The 14,826-nt window shown below is 70.6% G+C and carries 10 protein-coding genes; 5 read left to right on the top strand and 5 right to left on the bottom strand.

What is annotated here, in order from left to right; translation table 11 throughout:
• Nucleotides 1-39 precede the first annotated feature (39 nt).
• Nucleotides 40-2,052 carry a glycosyl hydrolase gene (locus tag ADL01_RS12380; protein ID WP_053742000.1) on the bottom strand — a complete coding sequence of 671 codons (2,013 nt, stop codon included), beginning with the start codon at nt 2,050-2,052 and terminating at the stop codon, nt 40-42.
• Between the two features lie 382 nt (nt 2,053-2,434).
• Between ADL01_RS12380 and ADL01_RS12375 the strand changes: the two genes are divergently transcribed.
• Nucleotides 2,435-3,130, top strand: coding sequence for a 2-phosphosulfolactate phosphatase (locus ADL01_RS12375; RefSeq protein ID WP_053741999.1), 696 nt, complete (start codon nt 2,435-2,437; stop codon nt 3,128-3,130).
• 34 nt (nt 3,131-3,164) lie between these two features.
• Here ADL01_RS12375 and ADL01_RS12370 read toward each other — a convergent pair whose 3' ends face one another.
• Complete coding sequence (locus ADL01_RS12370) at nt 3,165-4,076, bottom strand: alpha/beta hydrolase (RefSeq protein WP_053741998.1); 912 nt, start codon at nt 4,074-4,076, stop codon at nt 3,165-3,167.
• Nucleotides 4,077-4,850: 774 nt separating this feature from the next.
• Between ADL01_RS12370 and ADL01_RS12365 the strand changes: the two genes are divergently transcribed.
• Nucleotides 4,851-5,573, top strand: coding sequence for a dienelactone hydrolase family protein (locus ADL01_RS12365; RefSeq protein WP_053741997.1), 723 nt, complete (start codon nt 4,851-4,853; stop codon nt 5,571-5,573).
• Between the two features lie 252 nt (nt 5,574-5,825).
• On the opposite strand, the gene ADL01_RS12360 is transcribed toward ADL01_RS12365, so the two are convergent.
• Nucleotides 5,826-8,966: a glycosyl hydrolase family 95 catalytic domain-containing protein gene (locus ADL01_RS12360; protein ID WP_234354610.1), complete on the bottom strand. Its 3,141-nt coding sequence runs from the start codon at nt 8,964-8,966 to the stop codon at nt 5,826-5,828.
• Between the two features lie 334 nt (nt 8,967-9,300).
• Between ADL01_RS12360 and ADL01_RS12355 the strand changes: the two genes are divergently transcribed.
• On the top strand, nt 9,301-9,927 hold the full coding sequence (locus tag ADL01_RS12355; RefSeq protein ID WP_053741995.1) for a class I SAM-dependent methyltransferase: 627 nt from the start codon (nt 9,301-9,303) through the stop codon (nt 9,925-9,927).
• Between the two features lie 167 nt (nt 9,928-10,094).
• On the opposite strand, the gene ADL01_RS12350 is transcribed toward ADL01_RS12355, so the two are convergent.
• Together ADL01_RS12350 and ADL01_RS12345 are read right to left on the bottom strand one after the other, a co-directional pair.
• Entirely contained in the window at nt 10,095-11,582 is a 1,488-nt protein-coding gene (locus ADL01_RS12350; RefSeq protein WP_078960476.1) for an APC family permease, read from the bottom strand.
• 85 nt (nt 11,583-11,667) lie between these two features.
• A complete protein-coding gene (locus ADL01_RS12345) occupies nt 11,668-13,323 on the bottom strand; it encodes an amidohydrolase (RefSeq protein ID WP_053741994.1) in 1,656 nt (551 codons plus the stop codon).
• A 181-nt stretch (nt 13,324-13,504) separates the two neighbouring features.
• Here ADL01_RS12345 and ADL01_RS12340 point away from each other — a divergent pair, with 181 nt between their 5' ends.
• Together ADL01_RS12340 and ADL01_RS12335 are read left to right on the top strand one after the other, a co-directional pair.
• Entirely contained in the window at nt 13,505-14,119 is a 615-nt protein-coding gene (locus tag ADL01_RS12340; RefSeq protein ID WP_053741993.1) for a TetR/AcrR family transcriptional regulator C-terminal domain-containing protein, read from the top strand.
• 46 nt (nt 14,120-14,165) lie between these two features.
• Entirely contained in the window at nt 14,166-14,729 is a 564-nt protein-coding gene (locus ADL01_RS12335; RefSeq protein ID WP_053741992.1) for an MBL fold metallo-hydrolase, read from the top strand.
• Nucleotides 14,730-14,826: the final 97 nt, after the last annotated feature.

Below are 14,826 nucleotides of genomic sequence, written 5' to 3'. Positions count from 1 at the left end.
GCCGCACGGAGTCCGGGGCACTCTCACGCGGAAGACGCGTCATTCGGCCCTGATGTTGTCCACGTAGACGACGCCCCTGGTCGCCGCGCCCTCTCCGTGGCCGAGGTACAGATTGAACTCCGTCACCTTGGCGAGATGGGCCGCGTCGAGTACGACTCCGGCGTTCGCGGTGTCCCAGGGGGCGGGCGTGAACTCGCTGAAGGGGACCTTGACTTCCTGCCCGTTCGTGTCGGCCAGCGGTATCTGGTACCAGAAGTAGACACCGCCGGCGACGATCTGGAGGGCCCCGGCGTTCGCGGAGCCGTCGCCCCGCAGCCACAGGGCGAGGGAGGTGAAGGCGGACCAGTCCGCGACGACCGGCTTGCCGATGCTCGTGTACTCGGCGCCGGTGAAGTCGTACGCGTAGGCCAGTCCGTAGGAACCCGAGGACTTGTGGTCGGCCGACAGGGCGGTGGTGTGGGAGTTGACGTGGGTGTACGCCTCGTTCAGGGCGAGGTCGTCCCCGGCGTACCCCTCGAAGTCGTCGACCCAACCGGCAGGCAGGGGTGCGACCTCACCCAGCAGGACGACGGCCGAGTCGGTGAGCGTCCGGCCGTTCACCCGCGCGTTCACGGTGAGGGTCGCCGTGCGGTCGGACGACAGGGCCGGGTCGATCGACCAGTCGCCCGAGTAGAAGCCGTCCGCGCCGAGGCACAGCCGTCTCGCGCGTCCTCCGTTCACGGAGTAGGTGACCCGGCTCGCCCTCGCGCCCGTGACCCGCACCCGGACGGTGGCCTTGGAGGCCGTCACGCGCTGTCGGTCGGTGGGGGTCACGAGGTGCATGAACGGGGCGTTTCCGACAGCGGTGGTGCGAGCGGAGTACACCCCCCGGAGATCGGCGGCGAACACGGTGTAGGGATCCTGGTGGTACTTGACGAAGTCCGGCAGCAGAACGTGCCCCGGGTACGGCACGTAAGCGCGCTTGGTGCCTCCGAAATTGGCCCAGGTGAGCATGTACGTCATCTGCCGGGCCAGCGGGTCCGCCTCGACGGCCCGCGCCAGCTTGGTGAACCACTGCGGATCGCGCACTTCGGTCCCGCTCTCCCCGAACTCGGTGAACGCCGGAACCTTGCCGCGCGCGTTCGCCAGCCGGACCACCATCGCCAGGTCCTTCACCAGACCGTCCAGCCACGGGGTCGGTCCCGCACCCTCGTCGTAGGAGTCGTAGCCGAGGACGTCGACGAAACGGTCACCCGGGTAGGTCCGCAGATAGCCGGTCGGGTCGCCTGCGAACGTCGCGTTGGGGGAGTAGGAGTAGAGCAGGTTGTGGACCCCCCGGGTGTCGCGCAGGTACTCGACGGTGTAGCGGTACAGCTCGATGTACTGGGCCGAGGTGGTGTGGCCGGCGCCCCACCAGAACCATCCTCCGTTGTTCTCGTGGAAGGGGCGGAAGATGACGGGAATCGCGGTGCCGTCCGGCCGCCGCGCGCCCTTGACCGCCTTCGCGACGCGGTCGAGGAAGGCGTTGAAGTCCGCGTGCCGCCCGCCTCCGGGAAGGATCTGACCGACCACGCCGCCCGTGGTGTCGTAGAAGTCCTTTCCGGTGACGAAGTTGGGCATGTGGGCGGTGAGGGTGTTGATCCCGCCGCGCGCGTCCCCCTGCCGGATGCACCGGCTGAGCGCGGCGATGTTCGCGGCCTGGGTGCCGCCCTCGACGCCGGGGCGTTCGGCGCCCTCGAGGATGAGGGTGTCCCAGCCGAACACCGCCGGGTAGTCACCCACCGCCGCTCTGGTGTCGGACGCCTTGCCGTCGGGTGTCGTGAAGGTGAACCCGTAGGTCAGGTCGTGCTGGTGACCGAACAGGATGCCTTTGCCCTGCTGCCGCTTCAGGTACGCGAACAGCGCGCGGGTGGCGGGGGTCGCCTTGTCGTCGACGATCCGGACCGGTGTCGGCGCGCCGTGAGCCGTACGGGACGGCGCTGCGGCGGCCACCGGGACTCCGGCGCCCGCTGCCATGGCGACCGTGGCGCTGGAAAGGATGAACGCGCGACGCTTCATGGGCGAATCGGACATGTGTATCTCCTCGGGTGGGGGGTCGAGAGAGCCCCGGAGCGCTGAACGCGCGGGAATCGGAGGCCGTGACACGGGTCGGCTGCGGGCCAACGGGGGCCGTCCTGGTCAGGGACATCCGCGAACGCACGACACACGTGTGATCCAAGTGCCGCTATTGCACTAGAGATTCAGAAGAAAGGGAAGGGTATTGCTCGGTCCCGGCCAAGTCCCTTCAATAAGAGGGCTATTGGTGATCGAACACCCTGGTTCGTTCATCAATGCGCCTAAAGGCATGACTGGTTGGACTGCCGCCCACACGACAGGCCGCCTGGCCGACAGGCCTCGGCGTGACCGCGCACCGCGCTCTGGGGGCATCGTGCCGGGCGTGCGCGATCATGCTGGGATGGATGCTCGTTTTCTCGGAATCGCCGATTTGACCGAAACCCCGTCCGTGGCGGTCGTGGTCGACGTCATGCGCGCCTTCACCGTGGCTGCCTGGGTCTTCGCCAAGGGAGCGGAAAGAATCGTGCTGGCCGAGTCGCTGGACGAAGCCCTCGCGCTCAAGGCCCTCCACCCTGATTGGGCGGTTCTGAAAGACGGTCCCCCCGCGCCCGGCTTCGACATGGTCAACTCGCCCGGCCTGCTGCGGTCTGTGGACCTGCGCGGGCGAACCGTTGTGCAGAAGACAACGGCGGGGACGGTCGGGGCCCTCGCGGTCAAGGAGGCGTCGTTGGTGCTGTGCGCGGGCTTCGTGGTCGCGGAGGCGACGGCACAACTCCTGCGGGCACGGGGGAGCGACAGAGTGACGTTCGTGGTCACGGGCGAAGACGGGCAGGCCGACGAAGATCTGGCATGCGCTCAGTACATCGCTCGCCGGACGGCCGCTGAGCCTGGCACGGACGCTACCGAGTTCCTCCGCCGCGCCGCCGAGTCACGCGCCGCCGTCGAACTGGCGGAAGGGATGCGCCAGGGGGCGCATCCCGATGACGTCGCCCTCTGCCTGGAGCTCGATCGGTTCCCCTTTGCCATGGTGGCGGCCTTGGAAGGCCCGCTGATGGTCCTGCGTCCACACACCATGGCTTCGCCCGCCGACCGCTGACCGGCCGTCGCCTCCCTGGCCGTCCGTCACACCGTCAGGCGGCGAGTGCGGTGCGGAGGGCGGTGGCCATCAGATCGATGGCTTCCTTCGCGGCCGGCACGGGGCCGGTGTGGGTGAAGTAGTGGTCCACACCCTCGAAGTCGCGGTAGGTGACCGGCACGCCTGCGGCCTCCAGGGCCTTGGCGTAGGCGGCACCTTCGTCGCGCAGGCGGTCGTGCTCCGCCGTGATGACCAGGGCGGGCGGCAGTCCCGCGAGGTCCTCGGCGAGGCCGGGCGAGACGAGAGGGTCGGTGAGCTGGGCGGGGTCCGGCACATAGGCGCCCGCGAAGATCCGCAAGAGCGAAGGCGCCAGCCGCGGCTTGGCGATCAGGGCCTGCTTGGTGGCCGGGTCGGCGAGCTGGTCGAGCCATGCCGAGTCGAGGATCTGGAGCCGAGGTGTGAACGTGCCCCGGTCGCGCGCCGTCCGGCACACCGCGGCGGTCAGGTTGGCCCCGGCGCTGTGTCCGCCCACTGCGAGTCGGGAGCCGTCCCAGCCCTGGGCGGTGCCGTTCTCGACTATCCACGCGGTGACGTCGTAGGCCTGGGTGACCGGAACGGGGAAGGGGCGCTGGGGGGCCACGGCGTAGTCCACGTTGACGACCACACAGCCGGCCGTGTCGGCCACGTACCGGCAGATGTGGTCGTCCTGCTCGGGGCGGGCGATAATGAACCCGCCGCCGTGGAAGTTGACGTACACCGGGGGAGTCGCCGTGACAGTGGCCGGCGGGCGATAGACGGTGCAGGTCACGGTTCCGGCGCCGGTCTCCACCTGAAGGGTCTCGGTGCGCTTCGGGATGTCGGTGAAGCGCAGGTCCTTGGGTACGCGGGTCATCACACGGCCGAGCAGCAGCTGCACGCCTCTGGCCTGGACTCCGGGATTGATCAGCACGGCTCTGCCACCCATCATTGCAATGATAAACAAACAGGAATCCTGATGATGGGGGCTGGATTGCGCAGTACGCAAGAGGGAAGGGCGGGCGGGCTTCGGGGCATGGTGCGGCCTCGGGCCGGTCACTCCGGGTGGGCACCCGCCGGTGAGGCGCGGCGCTGGTGGCGGGCGCGAGCTGCCCCTGGCCGGCCCGCGACGGAGTCCAGCAGTTCCGCCACCGGACGCGGCGCCCGGAGGTCGCCGCCCGGCGGCTCCGTCAGCAACGGAACCGCCCGCCGCGCCCGGCGCGCCCAGTCGTGTCACCGTGGTGAGGACGTCGAAGCTGTCCGGCGACGCGGCCAGCCACGCGTTCGCGTACAGCCTGCGCACCGTGGTTGGCGGTGATGGCCTGCTCGCCACCTCGTTCGGCCTCGGGATGTACCCGAGGGCCATGATCGGCCCCGGGCGTGGTGTCATCGAGGTCGACCAGACAGCCGGGAACGACCGTGCTGATCAACTCCCGCGACGTTGTCGCAGGCAGCGCGGCCCTTCCTTCGACCGGCCCGGCCACTGCCAACGGCCCTTGCCACGCCGCTGTCTGGGTGCCGCACCCGGCCGCGGAGTCCTGGTGAGGACCCGAAAACCCGTTGGCGGGCCATGGCGGCTACTGCTACCTTTCTGGAGGCCGTGCGAGAGAACGAGGAGGTGGTACCCGTGAACGCAGTATCGACATGGGTGCTCCCCTCCGGGGTCACGGCCGGACGATAGGTCGTCCGGGAGCGCCGTTCACGCGCACTCCCGAAAGGCACGACCATGCACTTCACCTCCGAACAGCGCCTCGACGACGGTGTCCTCGAGCGCGAATTCACTCTCGGCGAGATTCCCGGAACCCTGTGGACGCCTGAATCCGCCGCACCCCTCCCGCTGGTCCTGATGGCCCACAACAACGGCCTGCCCAAGGGGGCGGCCCGGCTGGTGGCCCGGGCCCGGCACACTGCGGCGCGCGGCTACGCGGTGGCGACCATCGACGCCGCCGGGTGCGGTGACCGTCCCCGTTCCGCCGACGACGAGCAGGCCCGCGCCGACCTCCGGCGGGCGATGCAGGCCGGTGAGCCGGTCGACGACATCTTCGAGTCCTTCGTCGGCCCGCTGGTCGAAAAAGCGGTCCCGGACTGGCAGACCACTCTGGACGCACTCCTCGAACTGCCCGAGATCGGCGGCCCGGTCGGGTACTCGGGGTGGACCGCCGTGGGCATTCGGCTGGCGGCTCTCGAGCCGCGCATCGCGGCCGCAGGCCTCTTCGCCGGGGGCTACGTGCCGCATGCCCAGCGCGAGGAGGCCCGGCAGATCACCGTTCCGCTGCTGTTCCTGCTGCAGTGGGACGACGAGGGGAACCCCCGGCAGCGGGCCCTGGACCTGTTCGACGCCTTCGGCAGCAAGGAGAAGACGCTGCACGCCAACCTGGGCGGCCACACCGGCACCCCATGGTTCGAGGCGGAGGACGGGCACCGGTTCCTCGGCCGGCACCTGAAGTGAGGCCGGGCCGTCCGGCCGACAGCCGCCGGTAGGCGCTGTCGGCCGGACGGCCGCTCATCGAGGAGGCCGGCCGCCCGCCCTCCTCGATGAGCGGGCGCCGCCATCACCCGAGGCCACCCCGGGTGGCAGGCCGCCCGTACTTTCCGGATCACTGGCCGTCCCGCCCGACGGACCGTCACCGCCGGTACGCGCAGACGGACCGATCTCATCGGTGACGGCACGGCCGATGGCGGTGTGCCGGCCGTGCTGCCGTCAGGGCTTGACCGGCTTCACCATCTTGTCCACCCCGTTCACTCGCACGGCGACCTTCCTCCGGGTCCGTGCCCGGTCGGCCACGATCTTGTAGGACGTGACCCTGCCGTTTCGCCATGCGCAGCTGACCTCGTAGCCGCCTCGGGCGCGGAGGCCGGTGAAGGAGCCCTCGGTCTTCCAGTCGTCCGGGAGGGCGGGCAGGAGGTGGACGGCACCGTCATGGCTCTGCAGGAGCATCTCCGCCACGGCCCCGGGGATGCCGAAGTTGCCGTCCATCTGGAAGGGGGGATGGTTGCAGAACAGGTTGGGCAGCGTGTTGAACGTCAACAGCCCGCGCAACATGATCTGAGCGCGCTGCCCGTCCCCGAGGCGGGCGAAGAGCGCCGCCCGCCAGGGCCACGTCCATGAGCGGCGGCTGTCGCCCGACACCGTCGCGGCCGTGAACGGGACGCCCTCCTTCTCGCCGCATCGGGCCTTGAGCGAGACGAGGGCGGCGGCCGCGAAGTCGCGTGCTCGCGGGGTGATCTGACGGCCCGGGTAGACCGCGAAGAGGTGCGAGGTGTGGCGGTGGATGTCGGTGGGGCTGTCGATGTCCTCCTGCCACTCCTGCAACTGGCCCCACTTGCCGATCCTGTTCGGCGCCAGGCGGGCCTGCATGTCCGCGACCTTGGCTCGGTAGGCGGGGTCCGCTTCGAGTGCCGCTTCGCAGTCGAGGTAGTTCTGGAACAGGTCCCAGATGATCTGCTGGTCGTACATGACGCCGTCCTCGCGCGGCCCGTGCTCGGGCGACCAGCCGTTCGGCGCGACGAGGAGACCGTCCTCGCGCTCCTTGAGGTGGTCCTCCCAGAACTCGCAGATCTCCTTGATCATCGGATGGGCCACGGCGCGGAGGTAGTCCCGGTCCTGAGTGAACGCCCAGTGCTCGTAGAGGTGTTGGGCGTACCAGGCGCTCGCGACGGTGTTCCACTCCCACGCGTTGCCGCCGAAGATGCTCTGACTGGTACGGGCGGTCCAGCCGCGGGTGTCCTTGCCGAAGGCGTTGCGGGTCGCCACGCGGCTGGGCACCGCCACCTGCTCGATGAAGGAGACGAGCGCCTCGTGGCACTCCGTGAGGTTCGTCGTCTCGGCGCCCCAGTAGTTCATCTGGATGTTGATGTTGGTGTGGTAGTCGGAGGCCCACGCGGGCTGGTTGCTGTTGTTCCACAGGCCCTGGAGGTTGGCGGGCAGGCCACCGGGGCGGGACGAACTGAGCAGCAGATAGCGGCCGTAGTCGAACATCGACTGTTCGAGGGTCGGGTCCGACCCACCGGCCGCATAACGCGCCAGCCGGGCGTTGGTGGGCAGCGCGACGACGGCGGCGTCGGTGGTGCCCCAGGCGACCGAGACGCGGTTCATGAGGGCCCGCGTCTCGGCGGTGTGCTCGGCGCGCAGCTTGCCGTAGGGCCGCCGGGCCGCCTTGTCGAGCGCCTTGGCGACGACCGGTCGCGGATCGGGGCCCCGCCACCCGGCGGCGGCGTCGAGCCGGTAGTCGGTGCGGGCGTCCAGGAGCAGGGTCAGGGTCGTGCAGTCGCTGAACCGCAGCGTCGATCCGTCGGCACTGAAGTCGCCGTCGGTCTGCATCACTTGGACGGCGGCCGTGTGCCTGAGACCGTTGCCCATGACACCGCTGAAGGTGATCCGCCGGGTGCCGGCGTCGACGGTCGTCGGGGCCTGTTCCTGTCCGGACGTCAACGCGATCGCCCCGGAGAGGCTCCGGGCGCTCTCCGACGTGTAGCGGAAGACCATGACGTCCGCGGCGCGAGAGGCGAAGGCCTCCCGGAGAACGCGCTGTCCCGGCGCGCCGAAACGGGTGACGTGGACACCGTCGACGAAGTCGAGGGTGCGCCGGTAGTCGACGACCGTGGGCAGTGCGCGCGTGTCGAAGCCCTGGCCCTCCAAGGCGATCCCCGCGATCTGGAAGCCGGTCGAAGAGGCGCCCGGGGTGAGGGTGAGCCGGTAGACGCGGAACGCCGTGCTGTTGACGATCCGGAACGTCCGGCTCTCACCACGGCCGGCGAACGGCGCCCCAGGGCTCTGGGTATCGAGAGTCACCCAGGCGCTTCCGTCCTGCGACGCCTCCAGCGCCCATTGCCGTGGGTCGTCTCGCGGCCGGTCCGGGGCCGCCGTCAGGGTGTACGAGGTGACGGCGACCGCGCGGGAAAGGTCGGCCTGCCAGACGACCGCGGGTTCGGCGCCGACGACCCGCCACACCGTGCCCGGATCGCCGTCCACCGAACGGGAGATGCCCTCGGCCCCGGTCCCGCCCGCGCCCTCGGATCCTGCTGAATGGCCGCTCGGCGACGACAGGTACATCGGACCGGCCACGCCGAGGTCGACGCCGGCCAGGCCGATCTCGCTCACCTGGAAGTGGGTGACGCCCGCCTTGGGAACGAACTCGAACCGGTAGAAGCGGTAGGCGGCGCTCGCGGCGCAGGCGAACTCCTTGGTCTGGAAGCGGCTCTCGAAGGGGGCGTCCAGCGTGCGCCTGTCGAGCGTGGTCCAGGTGGCGCCGTCGGCGGAACCGGAGAACGTCCACTCCTGCGGGTCGCGCTGCGGGACGTCGTCGGCGCTCGTCAGACGGTAGGACCCGACCTCGACGGGGCCGGGCAGCTCGACCTGCCACAACACCTTCGAACCGGGCCCCTCGACACACCACTTGGTACGTGACTCACCGTCGTACGTCTTGTCGACGCCCTCCGACGAGGAGGTCCTGTACGGTCCCCCCGGAGCCGTGACCTCGGCGTGGGACACGGAGGCGAAGGTGACGACGAGGTCGCCGAAGTTCCGGTACGAGCCGAAGCCGTTCATGCCGGTGTCGTAAGCACTGTCCGGCTCGCCCGCGAGCGCGTTGTCGTAGTTGTTGACGCCGCCCCACAGGCTCTGTTCGTTGAACTGGACGCGCTCGACGTAGGGATCGGCGAAGAGCATGGCGCCGAGCCGGCCGTTGCCTATCGGCAGGGCCTGCGACTCCCAGTCCACAGCGGGAACCGAGTACCGCAGCGCCTTGCGGGACAGGGTCGGCCACCGGACGGTCGCCGACGGGTCCGTCCCGGCGGCAACGGCCTGTCCGGCAGTACCGATGCCTGTCAGCTGAGTGGCCATAGGTGCGAAGGCTAAGGCACCGCCGAACTTGAGGATGCTTCGTCGCTGCGGTTGGGATTCATCGGTCACAGTGAGATCTCCCGGCAATTCATCGGCTCTTCCCCAGGGCAAGCGACAGCCGCCTCGGGGACCGGTCGCGGACGTGATCATCGTCGCGGGAGAATAGATCGGATGTCTAGGGGTTCGTCATCGATCCATGGACGGCCGCGGCGCCAGACCGTCCCCGTACTCGCCGGCTTCGTAGCAGCCGCTAGGCCACCGTCTACGATCAGGGAAAGCGCGACGGCGCCGCCCTCGCCGCTGTCGGCGACGTTGACCGAAGGACACGCGGAACATGACCAGGCAACCCGATCGCTGGGCGGAACTGACAGGCGGACAGGCAGGGGAGGGGTACGCCGAGCGTTTCGCGCGGCTCGCCGCGTCGGGCCACGACATCCACGGCGAGTCCAACTTCTGTGCCGCACTGCTGGAGGCCCCCGCGCGGGTACTCGACGCCGGCTGCGGCACCGGCCGCATCGCGATCCGGCTCGCCGAGATGGGCCACTCCTGCACCGGCGTCGACGTCGACCCGTCCATGCTCGCCGTCGCCCGCCGCGAGGCCCCTACGGGGGAATGGCTCCTCTGCGACCTGACCCACCTGGACACCCTCGGTCTGCAACCGGGCTTCGACCTGGCGCTCGCCGCCGGAAACGTCATTCCCCTGCTTGCCCCCGGCACCGAAGCGACCGTCGTGCGACAACTGGCTGCCGCGCTGCGTCCCGGTGGCCTGCTGGTCACCGGCATGGGACTGGACGCGGCGCATCTGCCCCTGCCGGACGCGACAGTAACCCTGCCGGACTTCGATCACTGGTGCACCGAGGCCGGACTGACCCTGCGGAACCGGTACGCCACCTGGGGCGGCGATCCCTACCGACCAGGCGGCGGCTACGCGGTCAGCGTGCACTCACGGTCCACCACCTGAGCCTGTAGAGAACCGGGCACCGTCTTCCCCGGTCCCGGACAGCCCGGCCGGCCTCGCCGAAGCGACCGTGATCGACTGCCGCAGCCCGCAGCCCGCAGCCCGCAGCCCGCAGCCCGCAGCCCGCAGCCCGCAGCCCGCAGCCCGCAGCGACCGCAACGCGGCGCCCGTCAGACGGAGTCGACGTCCGTGGTGGCGAGCCTGGCGTACACGTCGGGCCGACTGCGGCGGATCCGTACGGCAAGTGCCGCGCCGGTCGCGAAGACGACCGGAGTGAGCGCGATCAACGTCCAGTTGACGGCGGGTCCGGCACCGGTGAACAGATCGAGGCGGGAGCAGATCAGGACGGTGATCCCGGCCAGGAGGAGCGCGGCGGTCACTGGTGCGACGGTCGTGCGCAGGCGTCCCGCCGTATGCGCACCGGGGTTGCGGCGGAAGAAGACCGCCACGGAGCAGGCCGCGAGTGTCTGCAGCGTGACGATGCCGATCACGCCGGGGGTGTTCACCCACAGCAGGAACTCGTTGTAGGGGTGCGCGCCGATCGCGGCGAAGACGGCGGTGACGACGGCCGCCAGTACGGTCTGGGCGATCCCGGAGATCCAGGGCGAGCCGTGCCGGGGGTGGATGCGGCCCAGCAGGGCGGGGGCGGCGCCCTCGGCGGACAGCGCGTAGCCGTAGCGGGTGATGGCGTTGTGGAAGGCGAGCAGGGAGGCCAGGAGACTGCTGACGATCAGCACGCGCTGGAGATCGGTGGCCCAGCCGCCCACGTAGCTGGTCATGGCGGTGAAGAACAGCTCGGCGGGATTCCGGGCGGCGGCCGGGACGACGCCGTCGTCACCGAAAGCCTGGACGATGACCCAGACGACGAATGTGTAGAAGAGGCCGAGGAAACCGACGGCCAGATAGGTGGCGCGGGGCACCGTGCGGTCGGGATCGCGGGCCTCCTCGCGGTAGAGGACGGTGGCTTCGAAGCCGATGAAGGCGGCGACGGCGAGGCCGAGCGGTGCGCCCATCTGCAGGGTGAAGACATGGGAGGGGGCGAAGGAGGCAAGGCTCAGCCCGTTCGCGCCGCCCTTGACGAGGATCGCGCCGGCCAGCAGCACCAGGACGGCGGTCTCCGCGATCAGCAGCGCGGCGAGGATCTTGGCGCCCACGTGGATGGACCGGAAACCGAGGAACCACACCACGCCGATCGCGGCGAAGGCGTAGACCGGCCAGGGCAGGTCGACGCCCAGGAGGTCGTTCGCGGTGCCGGCGGCGAAGAAGCCGAAGGCTCCGTAGGTGCCGATCTGCAGGGCGTTGTAGGAGAACACCGCCAGCAGCGCGGCTCCCAGCCCGGCAGGGCGGCCCAGGCCCCGGGAGACGTACGAGTAGAAGGCGCCCGCGTTGCGGATGTACGGCGTCATGGCGGTGAAACCGACCGCGAACAGGCACAGGACGACACCGACCGTCAGATAGGCGACCGGGGCGCCGATGCCGCCGAAGACGATCGCGAGCGGGGCGACGCCGGCCATGACGGTGAGAGGCGCTGCTGCCGCCACGACGAAGAAGACGATGTCGGCGACGCCGAGCGTGGCGCGCTGCAGCCGGCCGGTCGGCCCGGCCCCGGTGACCGGCGGGGACTGCCGGGGAGCGATGGAGGTGTCGGACTCGGTCATGGAGGTCTCCGCGTGCTGCGTGAGGTCGACGGGGGAGAGGGACTGTTTCCTCGTACGCGGGCCCGGCCGTGACGACGCCGAGAGGCTACAGCCCCCCGGCCGGGAGGGGGCCGGGTGTGCCGGAGCCGTGTGTACGCCGGCCGGCGAGCCAGGTGCCCTGGACGGGCAGGTGCGCGAGGTCGCGGGGCGCGGTGCCGACAGGGTCGGCGGCGAGATGCACCAGGTCGGCGCGTGTTCCGGGGCGCAGGACGCCCCATTCCTTCTCCTCGAACGCCTGGTAGGCGCATCCGGCGGAATAGGCGGCCAGTGCGGTCGTGACGTCGATCCGCTCCTGGGGAAGCCAGCCGCCCTCGGGGATGCCCTCGGGCGTCTGGCGGGTCACCGCGGTGGCGATGCCCCGCAGCGGCTCGTAGTCGGTGACCGGCCAGTCGCTGCCGAACGCGACACGGGTGCCGGAGGCGAGCAGGGCGGCGATCTGGTACTGGCGCGCGCCGCGCTCCGGGCCGATCCTCGGCAGGATGAGGTCGGTCATCAGCCGGTCGGGCTGGGCCCACAGCGGTTGGAGATTGGCGATCACCCCGAGTTCGGCGAAGCGGGGCAGGTCGGCGGGGTCGATCAGCTGGGCGTGGGCGATGACCGGGCGGCGGTCGCGGGGGCCGTTGATGCGGGCCGCGGCCTCGATCGCGTCGAGGGAGGCCCGGACGCCGCCGTCGCCGAGCGCGTGGATGTGCGGCTGGAAACCGAGGGCGTCGACCGCGGTGACGGCCTTCGCGAGTTCGGCCGGTGACCAGGTGGCGATGCCGTGGGAGTGCGGGCAGTCGGTGTAGGGCTCCAGGAGGGCGGCCGTACCCGACTCGATGACCCCGTCGGCGAAGAACTTCACGGTGTGCGCGGTGAGCAGCCCCGGGGCGGCGCTCTCCACCCGCTTACGCTCGGCAGCGAGCCGCGGGAGCAGCTCACGCCACTGCTCCGGCCCCAGGAAGTAGCCGAGGTCGGCACGGACCGGCAGCCCCGGGCCACTGGTCGCCGCGGTGATCCAGACGTCAGCGTGATGCGGCTCCACCCAGGCGTCCTGCAACCAGGTGACCCCGGCGGCGGCGAACCGGGCGGCGGTGCGGCGCAGGGCGTCCACCTGCGCTTCGTGGGACGGCTGGGGGACGAGGGCGAGGACGGGCAGCAGGGCGCCGAACTCGCGCAGGGTGCCCAGCGGCTCGGCCGAGCCGTCCCGGCGGACGATCTCGCCGCCCTCCGGGTCGGGCGTGGCGGCGGAGAATCCGGCCCGGCGCAGCGCCTCGCTGTTCACCCACGCGGTGTGGTGGTCCATGGTGCGCAGCACCACGGGCCGGTCGGGGACGGCCGCGTCCAGCCAGTGCGCGTCGAATCGGCCGTCCGGGGCGAGCCAGGCGTCGAAGCCGTCGCCGGTGATCCACTCGGCGTCGGGGTGTTCATCGGCCCACTGCCGTACGGCCTCGACGATCGCCGCCACGGAGGCGCACTCGCGGACGGGTGCTCCGAGCAGGCCCAGCCCACCCATGACGGGGTGCACGTGCCCGTCGCCGAACGCGGGCAGCAGGGCGCCTCCTTGCAGGTCGACCACGGTGGTGCTCGGGCCGCGGGCGGCGAGCGCCTCCGCCCCGAGCGCGCTGATCCTCCCGCCGGTGACGGCGAGGGCGTCGCACACCGGGCCTTCGGCGGCCCCTGTCCTGACGGTCCCTCCGGTGAACACGATGTCGGCCTGCATGACGGCGGTGCCCTTCCGTTGCCCGGATATCGAACTGAAACTGAATCGGTTTCGGTAATGTAGGGGCGACCGTGAACGCCGGGGAAGAGTTTTACTGAAAGTCATTCGGTAAACTTCGTGTGACGCACTGCGGGCGGCCCCGACCCCGCCCCCCGACGAGACGGACTGACGAGGAGCCCACGTGCCAAGGCCGCGCACCCCTCTGCTGGATCGCAGGCGCATCGGCGCGGCGGCCCTGAGGATCGTCGACGAACTGGGCGTCCTCACCATTCCCGCCCTGGCGCGGGAACTCGGCGTCGCCCCCTCCGCGCTCTACCACCACGTGTCCGGCCGCGAGGAGATCATCTCGCTCATGCGGGAGGAACTGGTACTGGAGACAGGCCCTCACCAGGGGGACACGTCACAGCCCTGGGAACAGACTCTGGAGACGTGGGCCCGCTCCTATCGCGCCGCCTTCGCCACCCACCCCGGGGCGGTTCCCCTGCTCGCGACAGCCCCGCTGGCCGAGCCCTTCATGCACGCGCTCTACGAGAAGGTCGCCGAGCTCCTGCTGACCGCGGGCTTCACCACCGGCCAGGTGATGCCCCTGATCAACGCGCTGGAGAGCTTCATCCTCGGCTCGGCCCTCGACCTCGTCGCGCCGCCCGTGATGGTCTCCGACGTGACCCGTGAGACCGCCCCCCACCTCAGCTCCGTACTCGACGACACCCCCACCGACCACCGCCGGGCCGAACTCGCCTTCGACACCGGTCTCCGTGCCCTGCTCACCGGCTTCCGGGCGCTCCTGCCCCGGTGACCGGTTCGCACGGCCCCCGACACCCTTCACCCGAGGAGCCCCCCGCATGACCGCAGCCTTCCATGTCCTGACCACCGGCTACGCCGACGAGCGGGTGGCCGGCACCGTCACCCTGCTCATCGACGGCGAGACGGTCGCGATCGTCGACCCCGGCATGGTCGCGGACCGCCGGCTCATCCTGGACCCCCTCACGCCTCACGGGCTGAGTCCCGAGGACGTCACCGACGTGATCTTCAGTCACCACCACCCGGACCACACGCTGAACGCCGCCCTGTTCCCCGAAGCCCGCTTCCACGACCACATGGCCATCTACCAGGACGACATCTGGGAGGACCGGAGCGCCGACGGATACCGGCTCTCCCCGTCGATCACGCTCATGACGACCCCCGGCCACACGGCGGAGGACGTCAGCACCCTGGTCACGGCCACCGAGGGCCTGGTGGTCCTGACCCACCTGTGGTGGACCGCCGACGGACCGGCCGACGACCCCTTCGCCCCCGACCGCGAGCAACTGCGGGCGGCCAGGGAGAAGGTCCTGGCCCTCGGCCCGGCGCTCATCGTGCCGGGACACGGAGCACCGTTCGTCCCTTCGGCGTCGACGCCCGTCTAGGCCGGCCTCCGCCCAACTCCGTTGCGACTGCGGTGGGTTGGCTCAGCAGCCGACGTACGGTCGTCAGCGGCGGGCCCACCCGGGCCGCCGCCCGGCA

Origin of the sequence: Streptomyces sp. NRRL WC-3618 (assembly GCF_001280005.1) — a bacterium.
Lineage (GTDB): Bacteria > Actinomycetota > Actinomycetes > Streptomycetales > Streptomycetaceae > Streptomyces.
The sequence above is the reverse complement of the archived record's forward strand: the minus strand, read 5'-3'. Positions and strand labels throughout refer to the sequence as shown.